The sequence below is a fragment of the Arachnia propionica genome, assembly GCF_900637725.1.
Classification (GTDB): Bacteria; Actinomycetota; Actinomycetes; order Propionibacteriales; family Propionibacteriaceae; genus Arachnia; species Arachnia propionica.
This window is the reverse complement of sequence record NZ_LR134406.1, coordinates 2,258,416-2,284,048: the sequence shown is the minus strand read 5'-3', so window position 1 is coordinate 2,284,048 and position 25,633 is coordinate 2,258,416. Positions and strand designations below refer to the sequence as shown.

26 protein-coding genes are annotated in these 25,633 nt (G+C 68.2%); 13 read left to right on the top strand and 13 right to left on the bottom strand.

Annotated elements, in window-relative coordinates; all coding sequences use genetic code 11:
- Positions 1-149: 149 nt before the first annotated feature.
- Both sucB and EL272_RS10075 read right to left on the bottom strand, forming a co-directional pair.
- Positions 150-1,856, bottom strand: coding sequence for a 2-oxoglutarate dehydrogenase, E2 component, dihydrolipoamide succinyltransferase (sucB, locus tag EL272_RS10080; protein WP_061788295.1), 1,707 nt, complete (start codon positions 1,854-1,856; stop codon positions 150-152).
- Positions 1,857-1,916: 60 nt separating this feature from the next.
- A complete protein-coding gene (locus EL272_RS10075) occupies positions 1,917-3,320 on the bottom strand; it encodes a dihydrolipoyl dehydrogenase (protein WP_014847093.1) in 1,404 nt (467 codons plus the stop codon).
- Between the two features lie 37 nt (positions 3,321-3,357).
- On the opposite strand from EL272_RS10075, the gene EL272_RS10070 reads away from it, so the two are divergent.
- Positions 3,358-3,684 (top strand): hypothetical protein, encoded by a 327-nt coding sequence (locus tag EL272_RS10070; RefSeq protein WP_041696547.1) that lies wholly within the window; start codon positions 3,358-3,360, stop codon positions 3,682-3,684.
- A gap of 110 nt (positions 3,685-3,794) precedes the next feature.
- Here the strand turns inward: EL272_RS10070 and EL272_RS10065 are convergent, their stop codons facing one another.
- From EL272_RS10065 to EL272_RS10045, 5 genes are all read right to left on the bottom strand, one after another.
- Positions 3,795-4,508, bottom strand: coding sequence for a hypothetical protein (locus EL272_RS10065; RefSeq protein WP_061788296.1), 714 nt, complete (start codon positions 4,506-4,508; stop codon positions 3,795-3,797).
- 161 nt (positions 4,509-4,669) lie between these two features.
- Complete coding sequence (locus EL272_RS10060) at positions 4,670-5,932, bottom strand: glycosyltransferase (protein ID WP_061788297.1); 1,263 nt, start codon at positions 5,930-5,932, stop codon at positions 4,670-4,672.
- A complete protein-coding gene (locus EL272_RS10055; RefSeq protein ID WP_014847089.1) occupies positions 5,929-6,825 on the bottom strand; it encodes an SDR family oxidoreductase in 897 nt (298 codons plus the stop codon). Before EL272_RS10055 ends, EL272_RS10060 begins: the two co-directional genes overlap by 4 nt.
- On the bottom strand, positions 6,822-7,424 hold the full coding sequence (locus tag EL272_RS10050; RefSeq protein WP_014847088.1) for a TetR/AcrR family transcriptional regulator: 603 nt from the start codon (positions 7,422-7,424) through the stop codon (positions 6,822-6,824). The genes EL272_RS10055 and EL272_RS10050 overlap by 4 nt, the downstream gene beginning before the upstream one ends.
- Positions 7,425-7,623: 199 nt before the next feature.
- Positions 7,624-9,117, bottom strand: a complete 1,494-nt coding sequence (locus EL272_RS10045; RefSeq protein WP_061788298.1) for a leucyl aminopeptidase — start codon at positions 9,115-9,117, stop codon at positions 7,624-7,626.
- A gap of 226 nt (positions 9,118-9,343) precedes the next feature.
- Between EL272_RS10045 and EL272_RS10040 the strand changes: the two genes are divergently transcribed.
- The 4 genes from EL272_RS10040 (at position 9,344) to rocF (ending at position 14,113) form a co-directional block, all read left to right on the top strand.
- Entirely contained in the window at positions 9,344-11,086 is a 1,743-nt protein-coding gene (locus EL272_RS10040) for an ABC transporter ATP-binding protein/permease (protein WP_061788299.1), read from the top strand.
- Entirely contained in the window at positions 11,083-12,816 is a 1,734-nt protein-coding gene (locus EL272_RS10035) for an ABC transporter ATP-binding protein (RefSeq protein WP_061788300.1), read from the top strand. The genes EL272_RS10040 and EL272_RS10035 overlap by 4 nt, the downstream gene beginning before the upstream one ends.
- On the top strand, positions 12,806-13,039 hold the full coding sequence (locus tag EL272_RS10030) for a hypothetical protein (RefSeq protein ID WP_061788301.1): 234 nt from the start codon (positions 12,806-12,808) through the stop codon (positions 13,037-13,039). Before EL272_RS10035 ends, EL272_RS10030 begins: the two co-directional genes overlap by 11 nt.
- A gap of 156 nt (positions 13,040-13,195) precedes the next feature.
- On the top strand, positions 13,196-14,113 hold the full coding sequence (gene rocF, locus EL272_RS10025) for an arginase (protein WP_014847083.1): 918 nt from the start codon (positions 13,196-13,198) through the stop codon (positions 14,111-14,113).
- A gap of 140 nt (positions 14,114-14,253) precedes the next feature.
- On the opposite strand, the gene EL272_RS10020 is transcribed toward rocF, so the two are convergent.
- Positions 14,254-14,460 (bottom strand): hypothetical protein, encoded by a 207-nt coding sequence (locus EL272_RS10020; RefSeq protein ID WP_014847082.1) that lies wholly within the window; start codon positions 14,458-14,460, stop codon positions 14,254-14,256.
- Positions 14,457-15,194, bottom strand: coding sequence for a DUF3043 domain-containing protein (locus tag EL272_RS10015; RefSeq protein WP_159424572.1), 738 nt, complete (start codon positions 15,192-15,194; stop codon positions 14,457-14,459). Before EL272_RS10015 ends, EL272_RS10020 begins: the two co-directional genes overlap by 4 nt.
- A 148-nt stretch (positions 15,195-15,342) precedes the next feature.
- Here EL272_RS10015 and EL272_RS10010 point away from each other — a divergent pair, with 148 nt between their 5' ends.
- The 4 genes from EL272_RS10010 to EL272_RS09995 all read left to right on the top strand — a co-directional run bounded on the left by EL272_RS10010 (position 15,343) and on the right by EL272_RS09995 (position 17,690).
- The gene (locus EL272_RS10010; RefSeq protein WP_014847080.1) at positions 15,343-16,146 is read left to right on the top strand and encodes a PspA/IM30 family protein; all 804 of its coding nucleotides are present in this window, start codon (positions 15,343-15,345) and stop codon (positions 16,144-16,146) included.
- Positions 16,143-16,466 (top strand): PspA-associated protein PspAA, encoded by a 324-nt coding sequence (pspAA, locus tag EL272_RS10005; protein ID WP_014847079.1) that lies wholly within the window; start codon positions 16,143-16,145, stop codon positions 16,464-16,466. Before EL272_RS10010 ends, pspAA begins: the two co-directional genes overlap by 4 nt.
- Positions 16,467-16,606: 140 nt before the next feature.
- Positions 16,607-17,314: a glycerate kinase gene (locus EL272_RS10000; protein ID WP_123824191.1), complete on the top strand. Its 708-nt coding sequence runs from the start codon at positions 16,607-16,609 to the stop codon at positions 17,312-17,314.
- 28 nt (positions 17,315-17,342) lie between these two features.
- A complete protein-coding gene (locus tag EL272_RS09995) occupies positions 17,343-17,690 on the top strand; it encodes a HesB/IscA family protein (protein WP_095532224.1) in 348 nt (115 codons plus the stop codon).
- A 13-nt stretch (positions 17,691-17,703) separates the two neighbouring features.
- On the opposite strand, the gene EL272_RS09990 is transcribed toward EL272_RS09995, so the two are convergent.
- Complete coding sequence (locus tag EL272_RS09990) at positions 17,704-19,161, bottom strand: GuaB1 family IMP dehydrogenase-related protein (protein WP_014847076.1); 1,458 nt, start codon at positions 19,159-19,161, stop codon at positions 17,704-17,706.
- 95 nt (positions 19,162-19,256) lie between these two features.
- On the opposite strand from EL272_RS09990, the gene EL272_RS09985 reads away from it, so the two are divergent.
- Positions 19,257-19,655, top strand: a complete 399-nt coding sequence (locus EL272_RS09985) for a chemotaxis protein CheY (protein ID WP_014847075.1) — start codon at positions 19,257-19,259, stop codon at positions 19,653-19,655.
- Positions 19,652-20,686: an anthranilate phosphoribosyltransferase gene (gene trpD, locus EL272_RS09980; protein ID WP_014847074.1), complete on the top strand. Its 1,035-nt coding sequence runs from the start codon at positions 19,652-19,654 to the stop codon at positions 20,684-20,686. Before EL272_RS09985 ends, trpD begins: the two co-directional genes overlap by 4 nt.
- Before the next feature lie 4 nt (positions 20,687-20,690).
- Here trpD and EL272_RS09975 read toward each other — a convergent pair whose 3' ends face one another.
- Together EL272_RS09975 and EL272_RS15950 are read right to left on the bottom strand one after the other, a co-directional pair.
- Entirely contained in the window at positions 20,691-21,275 is a 585-nt protein-coding gene (locus tag EL272_RS09975) for an A24 family peptidase (RefSeq protein WP_123824193.1), read from the bottom strand.
- 65 nt (positions 21,276-21,340) lie between these two features.
- Positions 21,341-22,102 carry a sunset domain-containing protein gene (locus EL272_RS15950; protein WP_061788303.1) on the bottom strand — a complete coding sequence of 254 codons (762 nt, stop codon included), beginning with the start codon at positions 22,100-22,102 and terminating at the stop codon, positions 21,341-21,343.
- A 157-nt stretch (positions 22,103-22,259) separates the two neighbouring features.
- On the opposite strand from EL272_RS15950, the gene EL272_RS09965 reads away from it, so the two are divergent.
- On the top strand, positions 22,260-22,769 hold the full coding sequence (locus tag EL272_RS09965) for a peptidylprolyl isomerase (protein WP_041696543.1): 510 nt from the start codon (positions 22,260-22,262) through the stop codon (positions 22,767-22,769).
- On the opposite strand, the gene EL272_RS09960 is transcribed toward EL272_RS09965, so the two are convergent.
- Positions 22,715-24,400 carry a DEDD exonuclease domain-containing protein gene (locus tag EL272_RS09960; RefSeq protein WP_061788315.1) on the bottom strand — a complete coding sequence of 562 codons (1,686 nt, stop codon included), beginning with the start codon at positions 24,398-24,400 and terminating at the stop codon, positions 22,715-22,717. The two genes, EL272_RS09965 and EL272_RS09960, sit on opposite strands and share 55 nt — an antisense overlap.
- Positions 24,401-24,544: 144 nt before the next feature.
- Between EL272_RS09960 and EL272_RS09955 the strand changes: the two genes are divergently transcribed.
- Positions 24,545-25,624, top strand: coding sequence for a C40 family peptidase (locus EL272_RS09955; RefSeq protein ID WP_061788304.1), 1,080 nt, complete (start codon positions 24,545-24,547; stop codon positions 25,622-25,624).
- Positions 25,625-25,633: the final 9 nt, after the last annotated feature.

Here is a 25,633-nt window from a genome sequence, read left to right as displayed (position 1 = left end):
TGGTGACCTTGTCTGGGGTTTTGTGGTCGGGTTTGCCGTTCGGCTACCGGGTGGTTTCAACTCGGACTGCTCCTTCGTTGCGGTCCGGCTCAAGAAGTATTGGCCCGGGCCGCTTCTTCGTCGCGGCCCGGGCCAATCAACTCGTGGGATCAGAGCCCCAGGTCGCCGGCGAAGTCACCGGCTTCCAGGCGGGCCTTGATCAGGCTGAGGAAGCGGGCGGCCTTGGCGCCGTCGATGAGGCGGTGGTCGTAGGTGAGCGACAGGTACATCATGTCCCGGATGGCGATGGTGTCACCGCCCAGGGCGTCGGTGACCACCACGGGCCGCTTCACCAGCGCGCCGGTGCCGAGGATCGCGACCTGCGGCAGGTTGATGATCGGGGTGTCGAACAGGGTTCCCGCCGAGCCGTAGTTGGTGATGGTGAAGGTGCCGCCACTCAGCTCGTCGGGGCCGACCTTCCCTGCGCGGGTGCGGGCCGCGAGGTCGCCGATGCGCTTGGCCAGCCCGGCCAGGTTCAGGTCCCCGGCGTCCTGGATCACGGGAACCATCAGACCGCGATCGGTGTCGACTGCGATGCCGATGTTCTCCTGCGACGCGTAGGTCACGGTACCCGCTTCGAAGTCGGCCGACGCGTTGAGCGCGGGCATCGCCTTCAGGGCCTCGATGGTGGCCTTCGTGATGAACGGCAGGTAGGACAGGGATGCGCCCTCGCGCTTCTTGAACTCATCCTTCGCCGCTCTGCGTAGTTTCGAGATGGCGGTCACGTCCACCTCGACGGTGGCGGTGAGCTGCGAGGCCACCCGAAGCGATTCCGTCATCCTCTCGGCGATCACCTTGCGCATCCGTGACAGTTTCTCCGTGGTGCCACGCAGTTTCGCTGCTTCCTCCGAGACGGCGGCAACCTGGGGGGCCGCGGTGGCGGGCGCGCTCGCCACCGCGGCGGCGGTGGGGGCGGGTGCGGAAGCGGCCTTCTTGGCGGCCTCCGCGGCATCGAGGATGTCCTGTTTGCGGATGCGGCCGCCGACACCGGTGCCCTGAACGGAACTCAAGGAGACGCCGTGCTCCGCGGCGAGCTTGCGGACCAAGGGGGTGACGTAGACCCCTTCGTCGGCAGAGGCGCGGCGCGCCATGACCGACGCAGCGGGTGCTGGGGGAGCAGCTGGGGGTGCCGCGGGTGCCGTCGGTGCAGCTGCGGGAGCGGTGACCGCGGGTGCCGGGGGTGCTGCGGGAGCGGGTGCCGGGGGAGCGACGGCGGCATCGCCGACCAGCGCCAGAACGGCCCCGACCGCGGCGGTCTCGTCCTCTGCGACGCGGATCTCCAGGAGGGTGCCCGCAACGGGGGAGGGGATCTCGGTGTCCACCTTGTCGGTGGAGACCTCCAACAGGGGTTCGTCCACCTCGACGGTCTCGCCGACGGCCTTCAGCCAGCGGGAGACGGTGCCCTCGGTGACCGACTCACCGAGAACGGGGAGCACCACTTCGGTCGCGTTGCCCGCAGGAACGGCCTGCGGCGTGGCGGGTGCCGGAGGTGCCGCAGGAGCGGGGGCGGGTGCTGGAGCGGGGGCGGCCTCGGCGACGGGCTGGGGCGCGGGTGCTGCCTGCGGGGCGGGAGCCTCACTGGCCTCGCCGATCACGGCCAGAACGGCGCCGACCTCCGCCACGTCGTCCTCGTTGAACCTGATCTCCAGGAGGGTACCGGCCACGGGGGAGGGGATCTCGGTGTCCACCTTGTCGGTGGAGACCTCCAACAAGGGTTCGTCCACCTCGACGGTCTCGCCGACGGCCTTAAGCCAGCGGGAGATGGTGCCTTCAGTGACCGACTCGCCCAGTGCCGGGAGTGTTACTTCGGTTGACATGTGAACAATGGCTCCTTTTGTGTCTGGCGCGTCGCTATCCGTTCCAAGCCTATCCTTCAATCAGGCGTGCATGTGCAGGGCCGACCCGGCGAGGGTGAGGTTCGCCTCAGCCAGTGCCTCGCTGAGGCTCGGGTGCGGGTGGATCAGGTCCTTCACGTCGTCGGGGGTGGCCTGCCAACCCACCATCAGGGTACCCTCCGCTATCAGTTCCGCGATGTCCTCTCCCACGAGGTGCACACCGACGAGTGCGCCGCCCGGACGCCGGATCACCCGCACCAGTCCCGCATCGCGGTCCCCGGGGGCCAGCATCAGGGCGCGGGCGTTGCCGCGCAGGTCGAAATCCGAGACCTCGCAGCCCCCGGTCGCCGCTGCCTGCTCCCGGGTCAGCCCCACCGATGCGAGCTGCGGACTCGAATAGGTGATCCGCGGGATGTCGCGGTCCTCGGGGGGCCGGGGACGGATGGGGCGCCCACCCGACAGATGGGCCAGCTGTTCGGCCAAGAAGATGCCGTGTGCGTAGCCGCGGTGCGCCAGCTGCGGGCCCGCGATCAGATCCCCGACCGCGAACACCCCCGCCGCGGTGGTGGCGAGCTCCCGGGTGGCGCTCACGTGTCCCGTGGAGGTGAGGGCGACACCCGCTTCCTCCAGTCCCAGGCCGCCGGTGACGGGGCGTCTCCCGACCGCGATCAGCGCGACATCCGCGGTGACGGTCCCGTCGGGTAGTTCCAAGCGCACCTGGTCGCCGTCGCGGACGATGCCCTCGGCCTTCGCCCCGAGCCGCAGGTCGACGCCCCGGGCCCTCAGGCGTCGTTCCAACACGGCGACGAGGTCCGGATCCTCGTTCGGGAGCAGGTGCGGTCTGGCCTCCACCAGGACCACGTCGACCCCCAGATCGCGCCAGAGGGACGCGAACTCGACGCCGATCACGCCGCCGCCCAGGATGACCGCCCGCCCGGGAAGCTGCTCCAGGCGCAGCGCGTGCTCGCTGGTGAGGATGCGTTCCCCGTCGGTCGGCAGACCCAGCGTCACGGGGGCCGATCCGGTTGCCAGGACGACGTTGTGGGCGCGCAGCAGCTCCCCGTCGACGTCGAGGGCAGGTCCTTCGGCATCGACCACCAGCCGGCCGTGTCCCGGGACCACCCGGATGCCGCGGGAGCGGATCAAACCGGTCAACCCGCGGTGCAGCCCCGAGACCAGGGAATCCGCGAAACCCCGCACCTTGGCTGCGTCCACCCCGGTGAGGATGGCGCCGATTCCCAACCTGTCGGCCTTGGCGACGGTGGTGCGGGTCTTGGCCGCCTGCAGCCACGCCTTGGTGGGCACACACCCCCGATGCAGGCAGGTGCCGCCCAGCTCCCTCTCCTCTACCAGTGCCACGTCCAGCCCGAGCTGCGCGGCCCGCAGGGCGGTCGCGTAACCGGCGGGGCCGCCGCCCAGGACGGCCAGATCATGAACTTGCGTCATGCGGGACAGTCTTCCATCCTCCCGGCATAATGTTCGGGTGGGTTGGTTCTCGAAACGCAGGGTCGCTGCAAAGGTCGCCAAGGAGCAGAAGGAAGTGGACGGTGTGCTCCTCGACCATCTGGACGGTTTCGTGACCACCCGCCGGGGCGTCGAGGCCTGGCTGGAGCAGCCGACCAGCTTCAACAAACCGTCGATCCTGCTGGTGGCCGCCGACGGGGAATCCACCCGGCGCGCCATCCCCTCGATCGCCTTCGGCCACGACTTCGCCTCCCGCCACGACATTCCCGCCTACGACGCGGGTGTGGTGCCGTATCCGCAACGCATGCGCGAATACGGGGCGAGGAACAAGAGGATCTCCGGATAGAGCCGGTTCCAGCAGAAGATCCGCGGCTCGAATCAGCCGAGAAAACGCCCACCCAATGCGCGGCGGCCCGCGGTTTCCCAGCCCGGGTACCGGGGCGAGCCCGCCGCAGGTCACGGCACGGGAATGCCGGGGGCGACTCGGGCGCTGCTGATTCCCCGGTTGCTCTTTCCCAAGCGGAAACGTACTCGTCCCTTCAGAACCGTTCCTGATGCGGCCTTTCCGTCCACCAAGGGTTCTGCGGGGAAAAGGGTGAACGTCCAGGTGTCGTTGTAATCACTGTCGGGTATCGTCCCGGCCGGTGATTGAAGCAGACGTGCCCCCCACAGCTGGCGGGTCATGGCGTCGCGGGTGTCGTGTCCCAGAACCTCGAAACGTCGCCGCTCAGCATCCCGGACATCCGTGTGGCTTCCCGCCGAGATGCCCTGGGGACCAATGACCGAGACGAACGGGGTCCACGGGACCATGGGGAGGGTGAGATCGACGCCTTGTCCCAGCGCAGGGTCCACGAAATCCTCGCCGAGGCCGGGGCTCTGCTGTTTCCGGACCGCAGAGGGAAGATGGGAACGGGTGTCAATTTTTCTCGGGGAAGGGACCAGCAGCAACCCGAACTCCGTCCTCTCCCCGAACCGGAATGTCGCGAAATGTTCCCGGAGCGCTGCTACCGCCCGTTCGGCGCGTTTCCACCAGTCATCGTCCTGGATGCCTTCGAGATGTTCTACCGGGGTGGGCAGCCCTCGAAGCGCGAGCATTTCCCGGACAGCCGGCCCCATCCATCCCGACCGGGCCATGCGGTCGAGCTCGCTTTCCCGGAATGTCATGTGCATGGGGGCTCCTGGTTTCTCATCGATGGATCAGGCGCCTTCCCGGGTCGGTTAGGTGGCGCCGGGTGCCGCTTCAAGCTATCAGCCACGGGGTCTTTTCGTGGGGACGAAGTGGCGATGCCCAAGGGTCTCAGTGCGGCACTCCCCGAGTGTGTGCCCGGGAGTCATTGCCGATCATCGAGGAAACGCAGAATGACCTCGGCGCTGCGCCGTGCCCCGTCGGTGCCTTGCATCAGGGCGGCCAGTTCTCGCGCGCGTCGCCGCAGGGTGGCGTCGGTGAGCAGCCGTTCCACCAGGAAGGGGATCCTGTGCCGGCGGATGTCACGCATCGTGAAGGCCAGCGCGTTGCCGAAGTCCACGCATTCTTCGATGTTGAGTTTCTGCTCCATCTGCATGCCGATGCCTGCGAAGGGGACGCCCGAGGCGCAGGCCGTCTGCACCGTCCCCTCGCCCCCGTGGATGAGCGACGCGTCGATGAGTCCTCCCAGTTGGTGGGCGGGGAGGAAATCGAAGACCAGAACCGAAGCAGGTAGCCCACGACGATCCCGTGGGGTTAGGTAACGGCCCGCCGTGGAGACGACGTCCACATCGAGATCCCCGAGGGCGGTGAGCAGCGGAAGCGCCACCTCGCGGCGGGCGGAGGAACCCAGGCCCACGTGGATGAGCGGACGCCTGTGTTCCCGGGCGAGTTCCTCCACTTCCGGGGGTAGGTTCCCTGCGGCATGGGCGTAGATGGGGCCGACCGCCACTTCACCGGGCACCAGGGGCCGCCCGTCCAGCAGGGGGAACAGGGAAACGATCGGCGCCAGATCGGCGTCGAGCATTGCTGCGGTGCGCCCGGGAAGCCGGAGGCCGTGTTCGCGGGCAACGCGGCGGAAAGCCGCTGGTTTCCACCGGAGATGCTTGGCGAGTTTCCCGGCCAGGAATCCTGCGAGGCGGTTGATGCAACGAGAGGCGGGACCTGTGTGCACGCACAGCGGAAGGTCAGAGACCGAAGCCAAGTGGCTTGCGCTCAAGGGGTAGGGACGCAGGTACACCAACGGCACCCCGGCGATCCTGGCAGACAGCAGGAGAGTGAGGGTCGTCCCGATGATCACCGCGTCGGGTTGCCAGCGCGCGATCAGGTCCAGTTCGTTTCGCACCCGGGTGCGCACCGTGTGCGTCGTGAACGGAAAACGCAGCGAACGCCCTTGCTCGAAGGCGAAGAACCCGGCGGCCAGGGCATCGTCCACCTCGGGGGCGAGGAGGTCGAGATCGAAACCCGCCTCCCGGATGTAGGGGGCATAGGTGCGGGAGTACCCCATGAAACGTACGTCGTGTCCCGCCCGGGCGAGTGCTCGGGCCACCTCGACCCCGCGAGACGTCTCACCCAGGTTGAAGGTTTCGGGGGCGAAGAGGAAACGCCGCCTAGGCGTGCCGGTGCTCATGGATTCCCTCCGGGTGGGGAGGCGATGCGCCCGGCCTGCTGGGCGAAGAACTCGCCGATCCTCCGGCTGCCGGTGCGTTCCGCGACGCTGTCCGTGCGCATGTTCCACGCCAGGAAACGGAGCATGTCGGCCCTGCGTGGCGCGAAGGGGCGGGCCAGCAGCGCCACCGCGTCCAAGGTGCGGGAGGGCAGGCGGGTGATCCTGGGGCGGGTGCCGAGGGCCTTGAACGCCAGTTCGGCGATCTCGCGGAAACTCAGTTCCTCCGGGCCGCCGACCTCCCTGGTGCCGCCGTCGCCCCGGTAGAGGTGATCGACGCACACCGCCGCCAGATCCGCCCCGTGGATCGGGGTGATGCGCGCTCCGGGTGCCGTCAGCGCCACCCGGCCCCGGCGCGCCATCAGCAGCAGCTGCGCCAGGTCGGAGAAATAGCCGCTCGGACTGACGACCATTCCCGTCACCGGTGAGGAACGGAGCTCGGCAACGAAGGCGCACTTCGCGCGGGTGAGTCGCGCCGGGCACCGCTCCGCCCCCAGCGCGTGCACGTACAGGAAACCTCCCACCCCGTTCCTCTCGGCTGCTCGCAGCATGCCGAGGTTGGCGTCGTGATCGATCTTCCACGGATCGGTTCCCTGCCTGGTGACCCCGAGCGCCGAGACGACGCTGCCAACGCCTGCGGTCAACCGGTCCTGAAGGTCCGGATCCCGCACATCGCCGACGATCTGCTCGTCGATCAGACCCGACAGCGCGGGGGCGCCCCAGGCGCCGGGGTTCTCCGCGCGCCGTGCGTCCCGGACCACGGCCCGGATTCGGCGACCGCGCCGGTGCAGTTCCGCGGCGAGATGGCGTCCCAGGTACCCGGTGGCGCCCAGCAGGAGGACATCCGGGGCGCTCACTGGTCCGCCGCCTTGAGCATCCGGGTCAGGAGCACGCAGGCGATCCGGGTGCTGTCGTCCATGTGTTCGGGATGGGTGGCGAGCCACCGGTCCAGTGCCACCATCATGTTCCATGTGAGTTCCACGTGGAGGTCGGCCGGGAGATCCCGCTCGAGCTTTCCTAGGGCGCGGCCGCGCTCCACCATGAGCGTGCACCACTGGTGGGCGGCCCGTTCGAACCGGTCCCGCGTCGCCGACGGTGGCGCGTCGCGCAGGTGGAAGAGCACGGGAACGGCGGCCAGGTCCTCGTTGCGGCAGGCCCTGCCGAGGGCCTCCACGAGGCCGAGAACCGTGGGCCAGTAGCTCTCGGCTGTGAGGGTGCCGGGATCGGCCACCTCTATGCGGCCCGCCAGCAGGGTCAGGCCGTCGGCGAGCGCGGCGTCGAACAGCGCTCTTTTCTCCTGGAAGAAATGGTAGAAGGAGCTGCGGGGGAAATCGGCCTCCGAGAGGATCCGCTGCAGGGACGCTCCGCGGTAACCGTGGCGGGCGAAGTAAGCGCGGGCGGCGCGCATCAGGAGGGCGCGGCGCTCGGGGGCCAAGGGTTTCCGGGGGCGCGGCATCCTCGCTGCTCCTTCTCGTTGATCGGGGATGGTACGAGGATACCTATTTCTGGACCGAGTTGTCCAGGAATTCTGTCAAACGAAATCCGGAGGTGTGTTCCCGGTGCTCGTCTCCCGGCCGGGAGACGAGCACCGGGAAACGACCGCGGGGCACCGATCCACGGATCGGTACCCCGCGATGTCGTTGTGACTGGAGCTCTCAGCCGGCCAGCTGGGTCGCCAGGGCCACCAGCGTGCGTACCGCGGCGCCGGTGCCGCCGAGCGGCGTGTAGCCGTACGGGGACTCGTCGTTCCAGGCCGGGCCCGCGATGTCCAGGTGCGCCCAGGAGACACCCTCCGGGATGAAGTGCTGCAGGAAGGCGGCCGCGGTCAGGGCGCCGCCGTAGCGGTTCTTGCCGCTGGACCGCAGATCCGCGACATCCGACTTGAGGCCCTCGCGGATGTCATCGGTGATCGGCAGGTGCCAGAAACCCTCCCCGGCCGCCTCGGCCGCGTCGAGCAGGCGATCGGCGGTGGCGTCGTCGCTGGCCATGAGCCCGGCGGTGCGTTTCCCGAGGGCCACCATGCAGGCCCCCGTCAGGGTGGCGACGTCCACGATCAGGTTCGGTGAGTCGGTGCCGGCCCGCCCCAGCGCGTCGGCCATCACAAGGCGGCCCTCGGCATCGGTGTTGGCGTTCTCGACGGTGGTTCCGTCGAACATGGTGAGCACGTCGGCGGAGCGGTAGGCGGTGCCGGAGGGCAGGTTCTCGGCCATGGCGGCGTAGGTGGTGACCTTGACCGACAGCCCGAGCGCCGCGATGGCCCGGGTGGCGGCGATCACGGCGGCCGCCCCCGACATGTCGCAGGTCATGGAGGCCATCTGCCCGGCGGGTTTGATGTCCAGGCCACCGGAGTCGAAGGTGATGCCCTTGCCAACCAGCGCCAGGTGGAACTTCGCGCCGCGCGGGGCCCAGGTGAGACGGAGCAGGCGCGGGGATCTCGACGAGCCCCCGCCCACCGCCAGGATGCCGCCGTAGCCGCCCTTGGCGAGGGCCTTCTCGTCGAGGATCTCGGCCCCGACCTTGAGGTCCGAGACGTGGGCCTTGGCCGACTCCGCGAAGGTTTCGGGGTAAAGCAGGTTCGGCGGGGTGTTGATCCAGTCGCGGGCCTGTACCACGGCGGCCGCGATGACCCCGGCCTCCTCGACGGATTCCTTGAGCTGGGCGCGCCCGGTCACGAGCGTGATGGCGGCCACGGAGCTCTTCTGGGGTTTCTGGGTGATGCGGGGAATGCGGTAGGCGCCCAGCACGGCGCCCTCCGCGGCGGCCCGCGCCAGCTCGGGGTCGTGCAGTTCGAGGGAGATGGTGACGTTCAGGTTCTCGGCGTCCTTCGTGCCGCTGATCTTCCGCAGGGCGACCCCGCACGCGTGCCTGAGGGCCGACGGGGTGACGTCGACGTCGCCCAGGCCGACCACGACGAGTCGCTGAGGTACGGGGGGCAGGGTGGTCAGTGTGCCGAGTTCGCTGCGGGCGCCCAGTGCGACGACGGTGTCCAGTAGCGGTGACGGGAGCTGTTTGCTCCAGGCCTTCTCCAGATCCGTCGGCACCCCGACGAGGGTCGGGGTCCCGCCGACGCTGGTGAGGCCGACCACGACGACGTCGGCGTCCCGGTCGATGCTCTTTGCGGTCTTCAGGGCGGGAATGTTGGTGCTCACCGGGCCAGCTTAGAGGCTTCGGCGGGGAGCCGCGCGTGGGCCCCGTGGGCGGGATTCCGCAAGGACGTCGTGCGTGGCGAGGGGAGCGGTATCGCCAATTGAGACCGAGGTTCATTACCAATTCGTCTTTAACTAACCTAAATTTGTTTGTGGCCCGGCAAACCTCGCACAACGCCGGTGCCAGTTGATCGCTTGCCTGAATCCACTGTTGTCGGAAGGGAGATCGATGCTGTTGCAGCATCAGTCGGTCGTCAGGGCGGCTGGGGTGGGCGTCCGGTTGTTGGGTTTCCCGGTGCTCGCGGGCCTGACAAGTTCCGCTCTGCTCATCTTGGCGGCCTGGGTCAATGCCGCGCTGTTCAACGAACTTCTGGGGCAGCGGCGCCCGGGCGAGCTCGCGTGGCTGGCCGGAGCCCTCGGAGTCGTCCTGGTGCTCCGTCCCCTGGTCGAGTTCCTGGGGGAGATCGCCCAGAACCGTTCCGGTCTGGTCGTAAAACGCAACCTGCGGCGCGCGCTGCTGGCCAAGTTCGAGGAACTCGGGCCGATGCGTTCCGGTGCGGGCCGCAGCGGCGCGCTGCACTCCGTCCTCACCGACGGCATCGAGGCGGTCGAACCCTACTTCGTGAAATACCTCTCCCAACTTGTTGTCACGGTGGCCGTCGCCCTGGCCATCACCGTGATGATCGGGATGCACAGCGCGCTCATCGCGGGCATTCTCCTGGTCTGCGGCATAGCGGTGGTCGCCATCCCGCGGATCTGGGACAGGGTGCTCGCCGAGCGGGGAAGGGAGCACTGGGACGCCTACGAGAACATGAACTCCGACTTCATCGACGCCATGCTGGGAATGACCACGCTCAAGTCCTTCGGGGCGGCCGGGTACTACGGACGGCAGCTGGAGACGCAGTCCACGCGGCTGCTGGACTCGACCCTCGGCCAGCTCCGGCTCTCCCTGGGCGAGACCGGGCTCAGCGGGGCCATGAAGGTGCTGGGACCCGCCGTGGCTCTCGTCCTGGGGATCGGCCAGATCAGAGGGGGATCGCTCACCCTCGGGTCGCTTTTCCTGGTGATCCTCCTGTCCATCGAGTTGTTCCGGCCGTTCACCGCCCTCTCCAGTCTCTGGCACGAATCCTTCTACGGAATCTCCGCCGCCAGCCAGATGAGCGCGCTGTTCCGGCTGGTCTCTGGGGATCCCCGGCCGTCCGGGAAGGGATGGGGCAGACCCCCGGCGGGGGACATCGAGTTCGACAACGTCGTCTACAGCTATCCGGAGGCCGGGCAACCCGCGCTGGACGGGGCATCGTTCCGGATTCCCGCCGGCGCCGTCACCGCGATCGTCGGTCTGTCCGGTTCGGGGAAGTCCACCGCGCTCGGACTGCTGATGGGGTTCGACCGGCCCGCTGAAGGGAGGATCCACGTCGGCGGGGTGGACCCTGCCACCATTCCCGTCGAACGATTGATCACCCTGGTGCCGCAGGACCCGCTCCTGTTCCCCGGAACCGTCCGTGAGATTCTCGCCGAGGCCAGTCCCGGGGCCGGTGAGGCGCAGATGCTGGCCACCCTGGGAACGGTGCAGGCCCAGGAGCTGAGGACATTCGAGACCGGGGACATGAACGGCATCCTCGATGTGAAGGTCCTGGAACGGGGAACCAACCTCTCGGGCGGTCAGAAACAGCGGCTGGCGATTGCCCGAGCGCTGATCAGGGAAACTCCGGTCCTGGTCCTGGACGAATCCACCTCGGCCCTGGACTCCCGCACGGAGCAGCGGCTGCTGGCCGGGATCAGGGAGAAGCATCCGGGCCTGACCCTGATCCTCGTCACCCACCGGATCGACGCCGCATCGAGTGCCGATCACGTCATCGTCATGGAACACGGCCGGGTCGCCTGCCAGGGTTCTCCGGGGGAACTGCTGGCGGAACCCGGGAGTCCCTGGGGCGAACTCGTCACCATGCAGACTGGACGGGAGGCCGTGTGAGAACCGCTGTTCGTGAAGTACTGCACCTGTTCGGGATGCTGAGAGCCTGCGGGGGTCTGTTCGCCGCCTCCACGGTGGTCACCATGCTGTCGCAGCTGACGTTGGTGTCGGTCAGCATCACATCGGTCTGGCTCACCACCACCCTGATGGCCGATCCGGACGCCGGACTGTCGCTGCTGACCGGGGTGCTGTTCGGGGGCGTCGCCTTTCACGCCTTGAGCCTCCTGCTCGAGGTCTGGTGGTCCCACGAGGTGGCCTACCGGATTCTCCACATCTTCCGGGTCCGGATCTATGCGGCGATCAGGCGCATCGCCCCGCTGGGACTGCAGGGGAGAAGAACCGGGGACGTGGCCTCCGCGGCCATGGGTGACGCGGAGACCCTGGAGTGGTTCTACGCGCACACCGCGAGTACTGCCATCTGCGCGGTCATCAGCCCCGCCCTGATGATCGGTGTTCTCTGCTGGCTGGTGGGGCCGATCGGCCTTGTGATGGCGCTCGCGTGCGTGCTGCTGGTCGCCTGCCCGTTGCTGCTGATGGGAGTCCAGACGAGGCAGGGGATCAGGCTCAGGAAGAGCCTTTCCGACCTGCGCGTCACGGTCCTGGACTTCGTGCACGGGCAGCGGGAGCTGCGCAGCCTGGGAATGGTGGAACGCCAGGAGTCGGCGATCCTGTCGGGAACCGAATCGATCCAGCGGATCAAAATCGGGCAGTCACTGAGGCAGTCGGTGGAGAAGGCCTGCGGTGGGATCCTCACCGCCATCGCGACCTTGGTCCTCATAGTTGTATTGACCGGTGGGGTCATCGAGGGCAGGATCGCCCCGGACATCCTGCCCGTGGCCATCGTGCTGGCCGGGATGAGCACCGCCCCGGTCATCTCCCTGACCGGGATGCTGGCCCGGGTGGGGGAGATCGGCGCCTGCGCAGGGAGAATCCGGGGGATCCTGGAAGTGGAGGATCCGATCCCCGCGGCCCCGGAGCCGGGGCTGCGCTCGCGACCCGGTGAGCGGGGAGCGCTCAACCTCGAATCGGTGTCGTTCGCCTACGGCGACGAGAAGGTGCTGGAGGACATCACCCTGGCCGTGGAACCGGGACGCTCGATCAGCCTGGTGGGTCCCTCCGGGGCGGGGAAGACGACCATCGCCAACCTGGTGATGCGTTTCCTGGACCCCGGTGAGGGGGAGGTGCGTTTCAACGGTGAGAACCTGAGGGCCGTCGCCCCCGACGAGCACCGCGAACGACTGGCCCTGGTGCCGCAGGACTGCCACATCTTCGCCGGAACGGTCGGCTCCAACCTGTCCCTGGCTCGCCCGGAGGCATCCGATGCCCAGCTGTGGGAGGCCCTCGAGAGGGCCGGCCTGGCGGAGATGGTGCGCCGGCTGGGCGGGCTGGAGGCCAGGATCGGCGACCGCGGGGCCAACCTATCGGGAGGCGAACGCCAACGCCTGGGGATCGCGCGGGCCTTCCTCCGCGATCCCGAGCTGCTGATCCTGGATGAGCCACTGGCGAATCTCGACCCGTTCCTGGAGGCCGAGATCTCGGCGAACATGGCCCGGCTCCGATCGGACAGGACCACCGTGGTCATCGCCCACCGCCTCACCTCGATCAGGATGGCGGAGAGGATCATCGTCCTGAACGACGGGCGGATCGAGGCCAGCGGGAACCACGACGAGCTCCTGGGCAACCCGTTCTACAGGAACCTGCTCGGAACCCAGATCGGGGATGAGACATGACCTTCCCCGCCGGCACGGGAAGGCAACGACACGTGATCGCGACCTTCACCGGGAGGGTTTGCTGAACCTCGGACTGACGGTCCTACTGATTCTCGTCATCATCCTCGGGGGTGTCGTCGGCGCCACCGACATCGACATCGAGACCACGTTCAAGGGAATCTGGGCCGCCGTCGGGGGCAGGGTTCCGGTGCGCTGGGGTGGTTCACCATTACTCATCGCCTAGATCTGGGAGGCCCGTGCCTTGGAGGTGGAGGATGGCGGTGTCAAACAGTTCGTGTTCCAGGGTGCGTCACGTGGTGATCCCGGCCCTGGCGAGATCTCCCGTGGCGTGGACGGTGGTGCCCGGCCCGAGGGGAGGCCGGGTCGTTAACATGGCGGGATGAAACTGACTCTCATCGGAGCCCCCACTGACATCGGCGCCAGTGTCGCGGGCTGTCGCCTCGGACCAGGGGCGTTGCGTGTCGCCGGTATCGGAAAGGCCCTGCGGGCCTTCGGAGTGGATGTCCGCGACGCGGGCGATGTCACCGGGCCGCCGAATCCCCAGAGCCCGCCGGTTGACGGCTACCGCCACCTGCCGGAGGTGATCGAGTGGAACCGGGCGGTGCGTGACGCAGTCGCCGCCGAACTGGCGGACGGCCGGATGCCGGTGCTGATGGGCGGCGACCACAGCCTGGCCATCGGCAGCATCAGCGCCATCGCCGCGCACTGCCGCAGGGCCGGCAAGAAGCTGCGCGTCATCTGGGTGGACGCCCACGCCGACATCAACACCAATGAACTCACCCCCTCCGGGAACATCCACGGCATGCCGGTGGCCTGCCTGCTCGGCGACGGACCGGAGGAACTGACCGGCATGTCGGACCGGAAACCCGCCATCGAAGTGGACAACATCCGTCAGGTCGGGTTGCGCAGCGTCGATCCCGGCGAGAAACGGGTGCTCGTGGACAAGGGCCTCGAGGTGTTCGACATGCGTTTCCTCGACGAGGCCGGCATGCGGCACGCCATGGAACGCGCCCTCCACGACATCGACGGGGACACCCACATCCACCTAAGCCTCGATCTAGATTTCGTGGACCCGCAGGTCGCCCCCGGTGTTGGTACCCCGGTCGTCGGGGGACCGACCTACCGGGAGGCTCAGCTGGCCATGGAGATGATCGCCGACACCGGGAGGCTGGGGTCCATAGACCTGGTCGAGATCAACCCGGCACTCGACATCCGCAACACCACCGCCGAACTCGCCGTCGACCTCGTCGAGAGCCTGTTCGGCAAGTCCACCCTGCTTCGTTTCACCGAGGCCTGAAGGCCCATCGCCCCGGGCCGGGGCCGGACGTGAAGCACACCGGGCCCACCGCATTCGCGACGAAGAGCTCCTCGCCGCGAATGCGGTGGGCCCGGTTGTGTGGGGCGGCCCGTCGAACGGGGACGTCGGGAAGCGGGCGGTCAGGACGACAGGAACATGGACGGTTGGACCTGCCGGCCGTCATCCCAGAGGGCGACCTCGGTCACCCCGGCCTCCAGCAGATCGGACCAGTACAACCCGAGCCAGTCCTCGGCCTCCGGTTGGCTGCCGAACTCGGGCAGCAGGTCCTGCGACCTGAGGTCGTCCATGTCATGGGTGCCCGCGGTTGGGTGCCACTGGTAGCTCATATCGTCTCCCCACGGTTGATCCGGGGCGTCGGCCGCCGGAACCGGCGGATCATCAACGACCGGTTGAACATGTACATCAGCAACCCTCTGAGACTCGCCCTCGGGACGCGCTGCAGCAGGAGTTTCTTGAAGCCCCGCCAGATGAACCACGTGTTGATGAAACTCAGGATGAGCATCACCCACAGCCCGAGCCCGATGGAGACGCTGATCAGCGGCCACTGTGCCGTGGCCATCGTTCCGGCCATGATCAGGATCATCGCGGGAAACATGAACTCGGTGATCGTCCAGCGGGTGTCGATGTAGTCGCGGGCCAGAACGCGTTCCGGTGAAGCCTCCACCTTGTCCCAGGCGTCGATCCGGGCCTTGGCCTGGGCGTCGCGGTCGGCCTTGCGCTGCTCCTTCGGGCTCAGGTTCGGGTGCAGCCGCTGCATCCTCGCGGCCTCCGCCTGCTTGCGGGTGAGGGTGGGCTCCGACTTGCGCACCGGATGGCGGCGGGTCACCTTCACCTTCCCGGCCCCGGCCGGGGTCTTGTCCGGCGCCCCGACTCCGGGCGTAGTCTCCCGGGTTTTCTGGCCGCTCTCGTCCTGGCTCTTCTTCTCCTCCGGGACGGCGGCCTTCCCCTTCGGGACGGTGGTCCCGGTTTTCTGGTCGGGTTCTGGCACCAACCGGGTCCGTTGGTAGGGTTTGCGTCCCGGTTGATCGGTCTTGCGCTCGTAGGGGCGGAACAGTGCCACGGGATCTGCCTTCGGATGGATTGGGTGAATTCGGTTGGTCATTCTAACGGTCCGTCAACATCAGGGATCGAATCAGGGTGGTGCCGGCCCCACACCGGTCCCGGGGACGGTACGGTTGACGGAATAGACCAGCAGTGGAAGGACCCCAATGGCAGGCATCTTTGAGCGGATCGCCCTGATGTTCAAGAGCAAGGCTCACAAAACGCTAGACAAGTACGAGGACCCGCGCGAGACCCTGGACTACTCCTATGAGCGCCAACTCGAGTTGCTCCGCAAGGTGCGCCGGGGCGTGGCGGACGTGGCAACCAGCCGTAAACGCGTCGAACTCCAGGCCCAGAAGATGAGCTCCGAGATCGACCGTTACACAGTCACCGCGCAGCGTGCCCTTGAATCCAACCGCGAGGATCTCGCCCGCGAAGCCCTGACCCGCAAGGCCGGCCTCACCACCCAGCTGCAGGACCTCCAGAACCAGCACGCCGCCCTCCAGGCGGAGGAGGAGAAGCTGGTGCGCGCCAGCACCCGGCTCCAGGCAAAGGTGGACGCCTTCCGGACCCGCAAGGAAACGATCAAGGCCACCTACTCGGCGGCCGAGGCGCAGACCCGGATCAACGAGGCCTTCACCGGCATCTCCGAGGAGATGAGCGATGTCGGCATGGCAATTCAGCGCGCCGAGGACAAGACCCTGCAGCTGCAGGCCCGTGCTTCGGCCGTCGACGAGTTGCTGGCCTCCGGGGCCCTCGAGGATCCCACGGGTTCGGTCGGGAGCGATCTCGATCGCGAACTCGACGCCCTGGCCTCCGGGTCCTCGGTCGAGAACGAACTCGCCGCCATGAAGGCGCAGCTCAGCGGCGGTTCCGGCACCACGAACCCCCAGATCTCCTCCACACCCACATCCAATTTCCCGATGATCGAGAACACCAGGACCACCAACAACAACGGGGGGCAGGCATGATCGTTCGTCTCATGGGGCTCGGACAGTGGACCATGGAGCCCGAGCAGCTGCTCGAACTCAACGAGATCGACGAGGCGGTCGAGCAGGCCGTCAAGGCCGGGGACCAGGAACAGCTCCACAAGGAACTCCAGCGGCTCGTCGAGGCCGTCCGGAGCAACGGCCAGGAGGTGCCCGACGACCTGATCGTCGAATCCGACCTCGTGCTGCCCGACGTGGACGCCACCCTCGAGGAGGTACGGGAACTGCTCGACAGCACCTCCGAGTACTACGGACTAATTCCGGACCCGGAAGCGGGCCTCGAATCCGCCCAGAGCGAGTGAGGGTCCTGGTTTCCTGCGACCGAATCGGACGCCTCGGCCCGGCCGGGGCGTCCGACGCCGTTGCGGGGGCTTTCGCGGGGAGGGGCGCCCAGGTTGCTGTCGCACCCGTGAGCGGGGGAGGGGAAGGATTAGCCGAGGCCGTGGCGCGATTCTCCCCAGGCGCTCGGGTGCTGGCCGCCGAGAACCTCCGTCAGGCGTGCGACATGCTGGCCGAGGGCCCCGATTACCTGGACGTCACAGCCGTAACCGCCCCGGAGCTGGGGGAGTTGCTGGAGCTGCCGGTGACTCCCGCCCGCGCGGGAACCACCATGGTGGTGCCGCACCGCGAGGCGGGGCGCGCCCTGACGGGGCTGACGGGATCACTGGCGGAACGGGGCCGGGAGACCGGAGCCGGCATCGCGGCGGCGCTGGCGGAGGATTCCCGCGCCGCCGCCTGGCTGGAGCGGCTGGGGGTGACCGACCGGGCTCCCGCGGGGGCGCTCTGCGGGCTGGGTGCGTGGGCGCTGGGCTGCGGGGCGCGGGTGGCCTCTGGGATCAGGATCTGCGTCGACGGCTACCGGCTGTCGGAGCTGGCCGCCAAGGCCGATGTGATCGTGACGGGAACGGACGTGCTGGACCTTCACCGTCGCGGCGGGGACGTGGTGGCCGAACTGACGCGCCTGGGTGTCGAGGCGCTGAGGCCGGTGGTCGTGGTGGCAGGCCGGAACTTCGTGTCGTCCCGGGAGCTGCGCCTGGCCGGGATCGAGGAGGCGCACGCCGTGACCCCGCCCGGGGTGGGGGAAATTGACATCACCGCTGAGCAGTTGGAGGCCCTGGCGCAGCGGGTGGCCGGCACCTGGACTTGGTGAAGCCGTGAAGAGAAGTAGACTCAGGTCTGTGAGTGAAACCCAGACTGTTCCCCAGGGCGTCGTGCTGACCGACGTCGCCGTCTCCAAGGTGCGTTCCCTGCTGGAGGCCGAGGGCCGCACTGACCTGAGCCTGCGCATCGCGGTGCAGCCGGGCGGCTGCTCCGGGCTGCGCTACCAGTTGTACTTCGACGACCGTGAACTGGACGGGGATGTCGCCACGGAGTATGGCGACGTGAAGGTCGTCACCGACAGGATGAGCGCCCCCTACCTCGGAGGGGCCTCCATCGATTTCGTCGACACGATCGAGAAGCAGGGCTTCACGATCGACAACCCGAACGCCACCGGCGCCTGCGCTTGCGGCGACTCCTTCCACTGAGCCCCGCGCCCGGTCACCAGCTCGTGCTGACCGGGCGTCCCTCCTCGAAACCGGAACCGGACTGCACCCCGACCACGGCCCGGTCGTTGAACTCCGCGAGCGTTCGGGCGCCCGCATAGGTGGCGGAACTGCGCACCCCGGATGTGATCCAGTCGAGCAGGTCCTCGACACCAGGGCGCTGCGGATCCAGGTACATCCGCGACGACGAGATGCCCTCCTCGAACAGGGCGGCGCGGGCCCGGTCGAAGGCCGACTGCTCCCGCGTGCGCTGCCTGACCGCGCGGGCGGAGGCCATTCCGAAACTTTCCTTGTAGGCCCGTCCCTCGTGGTCGAACAACTGATCGCCGGTGGACTCGTGGGTGCCCGCGAACCAGGAACCGATCATCACGGAACCGGCCCCCGCGGCCAGCGCCAGGGCGACGTCGCGGGGATGCCTCACTCCGCCGTCGGCCCACACCGCACAGCCGCTGCGGCGGGCCTGCTCCGAGCATTCGAGAACGGCGGAGAACTGCGGTCGGCCAACACCGGTCTGCATGCGCGTGGTGCACATCGCACCCGGTCCGACACCAACCTTGATGATGTCGGCCCCGGCCCCTGCGAGGTCACGCACCCCATCGGCGGTCACGACGTTCCCCGCGACGATCGGCGCCCGCCTCCCGGTGCGCTCGGCGAACCGGTCGCGTTCCCCGCGCGCCAGCTCCAGCGCAGCGATCATCTTCTCCTGGTGGCCGTGGGCGGTGTCCACCACCAGCACGTCGGCCTGCGCCTCCAACACCGCCCGCACCTTGGCGGTCACGTCGCCGTTGATCCCGATCGCGACCCCAGTGCGCAGGCGGCCCTGCTCGTCGAGCGCGGGGGTGTAGAGGGCCGAACGCAACGCCCCCTTGCTGGTCATGATCCCCACCAGCAGCCCCTCCGGGTCGACGGCCAGGGCCACCTTCTGGTGGCGTTCCGCGAGGGAGTCGAAGACCTGTTTCGGCGCGGTGCCCGGCGAGACGGTGATGATGTCGCTGGTCATCACGTCACGGGCCTGGGCGAAACGGTCGGCGGTCGCCGCGTCCTGGGGATGAACCAGCCCCACGACCCGGCCGGATTCAACCACGACGGCCACCCCGTGCGAGCGTTTGGCCATCAAACCGACGGTCTCCCCGACGGTGGTGTGGGGGGAGACCGTCACGGCGGTGTCGAAGACGGGATGGGACTGCTTCACCTTCGCGATGGATTGCGCCACCACCTCCACCGGGATGTCCTGGGGGAAGATCGCTAGCCCACCCCGGCGGGCCATGGTCTCGGCCATGCGTCTGCCAGAGACCGCCGTCATGTTCGCTGCCACCAGGGGCAGCGGCGTCGCCAACCCGTCGGTGGAGGTCAGGTCGACGTCCAGCCGGGATGCGACATCGGAGCGGTTCGGAACCATGAACACATCGGAATAGGTGAGGTCCGTGGTGGGCCTCTCATTCAGGAAACGCACACGTGCAGCCTATGCCCTGTTGATCGGCTCAGCCGCCCGCGGTCACCGCGGGAGGGCTACGATGTTGCGAAGTCACACGTGGCCAAGGAGAGACTATGAGCGACGAGACCCTCAGGGTGCTGCTGTATTCCAGTGACCGCACGGTGCGGGAGCAGGTGCGGCTCGCCCTCGGACACAGGGTGGCCTCTGATCTGCCTCCCATCGAGGTGGAGGAGGTGGCCACCGGGCAGGCCATGCTGAAGCTGCTGGACGCCGATCCCGGTTTCAGTCTTCTGATCCTGGATGGTGAGGCCCAGCCGGAGGGGGGCATCGGCCTGGCCCACCAGGTCAAGGAGGAGTACGATCCCTGCCCGCCGGTGCTGCTGCTGGTGGCCCGCGTGGCCGATGCGTGGCTCGGTACGTGGTCGCGGGCCGAGGCGATCTCCGCCTATCCGGTGGATCCGATCCGGTTGCCCACTCAGGTGGCCGGGTTGCTGCGGGAGAAGGTGGCATGACCTACACCTGGCCGGACATCCTGACGGGGCTGGTGCGCCGTGAGGGTCTGGAAACCGAGGCCGCGCAGTGGGCGCTTAACGAGATCCTCTCGGGCCGCGCCAGCGAGGTGCAGCTCGCGGCCCTGCTGGTGGCCCTGCGGGCGAAGGGGGAGACGGAGGACGAGATCGAGGGCCTCAGCTCCGCGATGCTCGACAACGCGCTCCAGGTCGCCCTCGACCGGGAGGCCGTGGACGTGGTGGGCACGGGGGGTGACCGGGCCAACACCGTCAACATCTCCACCATGGCGGCCCTGGTGGCGTCCGCGGCGGGAGCGAAGGTGGTCAAGCACGGTTCGCGGGCGGCGTCCTCGCAGGCCGGCACCGCCGATACCCTGGAGGAACTCGGCATCAGAATCGCGTTGGAACCGGAGCGGCAGGCGGAGGTCCTGGGGAAGGTGGGCATCACCTTCCTCTTCGCGCAGTTCTACCATCCCGCGATGAAGCACGTCGCAGGGGTGCGGAAGCAGCTGGCGATCCAGACCACGTTCAACTTCCTCGGTCCCCTGTCGAACCCCGCCCGCCCCCAGGCGATGGCGCTCGGCGTGGCCAACGACGACATCGCGCCCGTAGTGGCGCGGGTACTGGCGAGGCGCGGGGTGCGGGGCCTGGTTTTCCGTGGCTTCGACGGACTCGACGAGCTGACCACCACCTCCTCCTCGGATGTGTGGCTGCTGGCCGACGGGCGGGTACACCGCACCACCCTCGATCCGGCGGATCTCGGGTTGCCGCCCGCCGCCCCCTCGGACCTGAGAGGCGGGGATGCGCAGCACAACGCCCAGGTGGTGCGGGACCTGGTGGCGGGCAGGACCGGTCCGGTCCGCGACATCGTGGTCCTGAACGCGGCGGCCGCCCTGCTGGCCTACCGCGGGGTGAGTTCCGTGGTGCCGCTCGCCGAACAGCTTGCGGTGACCCTCGCCGACGCCAACCGGGCCCTGGACGACGGCAGCGCCCAGCGGAAACTCGACGCCTGGATCGAGGCGACCAGGGCCTGAGGAATCAACCGCCGCCCGCCAGCGCGGCCGCCACCACGGGGCCCAGCCACAGCGACGGGCCGTAGGGGAAGGGTTCCGAGGCGCGTCCGCGCAGCGCGTGGACAATCGCCCAGCCGGCTCCGATGAGGGTTCCCGCCAGCAGTGCCGTCGTCCATGCCTGGAGGCCCATCGAACCGGCCGCCGCGCCCACCAGCAGCCCGAGCCTGACGTCACCGAAACCGAAACTTCCGGAGAACCGCCACACCAGCCAGAAAACACCCGAGGTCGCACAAGCCCCTGCCAGGGCCGTTACGAGCACCCCCGGGGAATGGACGGCGACCACCGCCAGGCCCGCCGTCACCTGGGCGGTGGCGATCCAGTGCAGGCGTTTCGGCAGCCACGTGGTCTTGAAATCCACCCACACCAGCGCCCCGCCCGCGCCGAGGTAGCCGAACCACAGCGGCAGCTGCACTGCGGGCACCCGCCAAAGGGCGCAGGCGCACCCCAGGACCATCAGACCCAGCGCGACGGCATCCCGCGGCCTGGCCAGGGAAGGGTAGTCGGGCGGAGGATCGTCCGGGTCGAGCGCAACACGAGACAGCCGCGGCACCACCAGAATCAGGTGGGCCGCGGCTGCCGATGCGCTGGCGCATGCCAGCAGGAACAGGATCAGGGTCAGCGCTGGGCCTTCGTGAACCCGGCCGCCTCAGCGGCCTCCTCGGAGTTGAACCAGACCTCGGCGATCGTCAGTTCGTAGCCCCGGGTGCCGGGAACGTGATACTTCTTCGAACGTTCGTTGCCCTTGAAGATGTAACCCTCGGGCGGGTTGGGGCCAACGTAGGAGCCCTCACCGAAGCTCTCCTTCGGGGCCTCCGGGGTGGGGGTGGTGGCCTGGGGAGTGGGGGTGACGGGCTCGTTGAACTTCGCGGCGGTGGCGAAGGTGTCGTTGTTGTTGATGTAGGCGCGCGACGGTTCGTGAGCGGTCCAGCCGTCGTCCTTGGGCGTCAGGAAATGCCTCACGGCCGCGACGGCGCCCGCAACGAGGGAACTGATGAACACGAACTTCGCGAACTTCTTGAACTTGCCGCCCTTGCGCTTCTGTTTCTTCACGGGCGCGGGTTTGTGACCGGCGGCCTTGTGCAGGGCCTGCTGCAGGTTGGGCAGCAACTCGGATGTGACCTTCTCATGGGCCGCGTCAACGGCGGGGGGAACCCGGTCGAGCGCGCCCCTGATGTGCGGCTCCCAGGTGTCGAGGCGTTTCGAGGCGAAATCCGCCGTGCGTTTCCCCGCCTTGCGTGCCAGGGGGGCGGCCTTGCGCTGGGCTTCCAGCAGAATTGCGGCGGCCCTCTCCACGGCGTCGTCCCAGATGTTGCGGCCAGCTTCCGTGGCGGCGGCGGCAGATTCCGCGGCGGCCTTGGTCAGTCGTGACTTCTTCACTGCTTCCTCCAATGGTTGGCTCGTGATCGAGCATCTCCAACGCTACCCGGTCTGGGGCGCGGGGGAGGGGAAACCCGCAACAACGATCCGATCCTGTGGGGCGACACAACGGGAAACTCGCTGACGCCGCTCGGCCGCCGACTGTAGGTTGGATCCCATGAGCACTGCTACTCTCCACACCACCAAGGGCGACATCGTCATTGAGCTCTTCGACGACGAGGCCCCCACCACGGTGGCGAACTTCGTCGGCCTCGCGGGCGGCACCAAGGAATACCGCGACCCCAACACGGGCGAGACCAAAACCGGGAAATTCTACGACGGACTCGGTTTCCACCGCGTCATCGGCGGGTTCATGATCCAGGGCGGTTGCCCGCTTGGAACCGGAACCGGCGGTCCCGGGTACCGTTTCGCCGACGAGTTCCACCCGGAGCTCTCCTTCAACCGCCCCTACCTGCTGGCCATGGCCAACGCCGGGCCCGGGACCAACGGCTCCCAGTTCTTCATCACGGTGGCTCCCACCCCGCATCTGAACCGCCGCCACACCATCTTCGGCGAGGTCAAGGATCCCGCCAGCCAGGCCGTGGTGGATGCCATCGCCACCACTGAAACCGATCACCGGGACCGCCCCACCACCCCCGTGGTGATCAACTCGGTGACCCTTTCCTGATCCAGCGCGCAGTGCGCGGGCCAGGCCCAGTCGCCGACGGTGTCCAGGAACCTGACCCCGGGCGACTCCAGCCAGTCCGCGATGCGTTCGGCCTCCTCGAAGCTCCCGGCGGGCAGCCCGCCGGGAGCTTCTTTCACCGTCTCGGACAGTTCCCGGGTGGCCTCGGCGGTTTCCGGGACCTGCGCGGTGCGGGCCCGGGCGGCCCCGGCGAGTTTCCCGAAGCGGATCACGTGAACGGCCCACTCACCGTGCTCCGGGGCGGCCGCCACCAGTTCGGGACAGCCCGCCAGGGAATGCACCCGGTGGAAACGCCTGGAGGTCTGGTGGGCGGCGAGGAGACGATCGGTGAGTTCTCCTGCCTCTTCGAAATGCTCCTGCGCCACCAGCTCGGCCAGCCTGGGGGAGGCCGATGCCAGCAGTTCCCTGACGTCACCCAGCCAGGCGTTGCGCAGGCGCTCCACCCCCGTTTCGTATCCCTCCGGTTCCGGAATCACCCACGATCCGCGGGATGAACGGTGGTGCCTGCGTTCCAGCACCCCGAAGGCGTCGCGGAACGCACGAGCCGATTCCCGGGCGGCGGCCAGGCCGGGAAATGGCCCCCAGAACAGATCCCCCGGGGACGGGGTCCTCGTGGCCACCAGCCGGGGAAAGGAACCGCTGGTCAGTTTCAGCCACCACAGGCGGTGCTGGTTCCTGGAACGCTGGTTGTACCGCGGGGAGCGGGCGGCGATCATCCGCAGCTCCCGCACCTGCGCCTCCAGGTCCGTGGCGCACTCGATCCCCCTGACCCCGGTGGCAACCCGCACCATCTCGTGGATCCGGGTGCGCTGCTCCGCCGCCGAGAAATACGAGGCGACCCTTTTCCGCAGGTTTCGTGACTTGCCGACGTAGAGCACCTCCGTGTGGGGAGACCCGTTCGCATCCCGGCCCTCGCGCTCGAACCAGTAGATCCCCGGGGCTTCCGGGAGCTGCTTGGCCCAGACCCGTTTGGCACGGCGTTCCGGGGGGACGTGCAACAGCAGCTCCCGCAGGTCCTCGACGGTGTCGATGCCGAGCCGCCCGGTTCGCTCCAGAAGGGCGTGCAGCACCTCGACGGTGGCGTGCGCATCGCTCAGGGCCCGGTGGTCGGGCCGGGTGGTGGCGCGGAAATGGGCAGCGAGTGTCCCCAGCTTGCAGTTGATCACCTCCCCCTTGGGCAGCACCCGCCGGGCCAGGGTCACCGTGTCCACCACGACGGGATTGGGCCACCGGATGCCGAGCTGCCCGCAGGCGCGTTTGAGGAAACCGACGTCGAAGGGGGCGTTGTGGGCCACCAGCACGCATCCGTCAGCGAACTGCACGAACTCCGGGATCACCTCTGCGGGGGAGGGGGCCGTGGCCACCATGGCGTCCGTGATCCCCGTGAGCACTTGGATCATCGCCGGAATGGGAACCGAGGGGCGCACCAGGGTCTGGAACTCGCCGAGCGGTTCGCCACCGCACACCTTGACCGCGCCGATCTCGGTGATCTCCGAATCCGGGCCCGCGCCCGTGGTCTCCAGGTCCACGACGCAGAAGGTGGTCACGCGAAGATGGCGTCCCAGGTCCTCGAAACTCGGCTGGGACGGCCCGGGGGCGTGGATGGAGGTCATGGCCTGCAACCTACCCGGCTGCGGTGACAAAAACGGTTTCCTTTCACGTTGATCATGTGCCCTGGTGGCCGATACAGTTTGGGAATGTCCTGAAGGTCGTTTAGGATTTTCTCAGCTTCATCCCCCGAGCGTCTGGAGTTCCGAGTGAAGTCGTTCCGCAGAGGATTGGTTGGTCTTCTCGTCGCAGCCAGCGTGGTCTTCATGCCCACCGCGTCCGCCGATCCCGATGCCGTCGCCGCTGCGAAGGAGAGACTGGATCGCATTCACGAGGAATCGGCGAACCTGGACGCCCAGCTCATAGAGGCGATCACCCGCGCCGAGGAGTCGAAGGCCAAGCTCGAAACCCTGGCGCAGGACCTGTCGGCGCAGGAGAGCAAGGTCGCCCAGCTGAGGACGGACCTCGGTGACCTGGCGATGATGCAACTCAACGGCGGCGGTCTCGGTGGCGGCGTGGACATCACCGGTCAGCTGCTCGGCAGCACCGACGACACCACCTTCCTGTCCGGGCTGGCCACCATCCAGAACGAAACCGACCGAAGCGTGGCCGACCTGCAGACCCTGCAGGCGGAGCAGGGTCGGCTGGATACGCTCCGCAGCCAGCAGGAGTCCATCACCGAATCGCGGAACGCTGATTTGGAGGCCAAGGAGAAGCTCTCCAAGGAGTACGAGGCCAAGGAGGCGGAGGCCCAGAAGGTCTACGACCGGCTGAGCGCCGAGGAACAGGAACGCCTCAAGAAACTGGAGGAGGAGGCGGAGCGGGAACGAGCGGCCCGCGAGAACCCCAGCCCCAGCCCCAGTCCTACTGCTTCCCCGTCCCCCGGCCGGGGCAACAAGTCCGATCCTCCCGCCACCCCGTCCCCCGGCGGTGGTGGTTCCGAGCGCGCCCAGCAGGCCGTCAACTACGCCCTCGCCCAGGTCGGGAAGGGCTACGTCATGGGCACCACCGGGCCCTCGACCTTCGACTGCTCCGGGTTGATGTACGCCGCCTACAAGCAGGTCGGCATCTCCCTGCCCCGCACCTCCCAGGCCCAGTTCTCGGCCGGCACCTCCGTGTCCAAGGGGGACCTGCAACCCGGTGACCTGGTCTTCTACTACGGCGGCATCACGCACGTCGGCATGTACATCGGCAACGGCCAGATCGTGCACGCAGCCAACCCGCGCAGCGGCGTGGTCACCGCCAGTGTGAACTCGATGCCCTACCAGGGGGCGCGGCGCGTATCCTGAGACCGCCCC

Excerpts from the sequence above, each read along its gene's own strand:
- rocF (WP_014847083.1), top strand. The coding sequence starts at position 13,196 with ATGAAACTGACTCTCATCGGAGCCCCCACTGACATCGGCGCCAGTGTC.
- EL272_RS09960 (WP_061788315.1), bottom strand. The coding sequence starts at position 24,400 with ATGACCTCCATCCACGCCCCCGGGCCGTCCCAGCCGAGTTTCGAGGAC.
- EL272_RS10060 (WP_061788297.1), bottom strand. The coding sequence starts at position 5,932 with ATGAGCACCGGCACGCCTAGGCGGCGTTTCCTCTTCGCCCCCGAAACC.
- EL272_RS09985 (WP_014847075.1), top strand. The coding sequence starts at position 19,257 with ATGAGCGACGAGACCCTCAGGGTGCTGCTGTATTCCAGTGACCGCACG.
- EL272_RS10065 (WP_061788296.1), bottom strand. The coding sequence starts at position 4,508 with ATGCACATGACATTCCGGGAAAGCGAGCTCGACCGCATGGCCCGGTCG.
- EL272_RS10020 (WP_014847082.1), bottom strand. The coding sequence starts at position 14,460 with ATGAGCTACCAGTGGCACCCAACCGCGGGCACCCATGACATGGACGAC.
- sucB (WP_061788295.1), bottom strand. The coding sequence starts at position 1,856 with ATGTCAACCGAAGTAACACTCCCGGCACTGGGCGAGTCGGTCACTGAA.
- EL272_RS10010 (WP_014847080.1), top strand. The coding sequence starts at position 15,343 with ATGGCAGGCATCTTTGAGCGGATCGCCCTGATGTTCAAGAGCAAGGCT.
- EL272_RS10075 (WP_014847093.1), bottom strand. The coding sequence starts at position 3,320 with ATGACGCAAGTTCATGATCTGGCCGTCCTGGGCGGCGGCCCCGCCGGT.
- EL272_RS09965 (WP_041696543.1), top strand. The coding sequence starts at position 22,260 with ATGAGCACTGCTACTCTCCACACCACCAAGGGCGACATCGTCATTGAG.
- EL272_RS10030 (WP_061788301.1), top strand. The coding sequence starts at position 12,806 with ATGAGACATGACCTTCCCCGCCGGCACGGGAAGGCAACGACACGTGAT.
- pspAA (WP_014847079.1), top strand. The coding sequence starts at position 16,143 with ATGATCGTTCGTCTCATGGGGCTCGGACAGTGGACCATGGAGCCCGAG.
- trpD (WP_014847074.1), top strand. The coding sequence starts at position 19,652 with ATGACCTACACCTGGCCGGACATCCTGACGGGGCTGGTGCGCCGTGAG.
- EL272_RS10050 (WP_014847088.1), bottom strand. The coding sequence starts at position 7,424 with ATGCCGCGCCCCCGGAAACCCTTGGCCCCCGAGCGCCGCGCCCTCCTG.
- EL272_RS10040 (WP_061788299.1), top strand. The coding sequence starts at position 9,344 with ATGCTGTTGCAGCATCAGTCGGTCGTCAGGGCGGCTGGGGTGGGCGTC.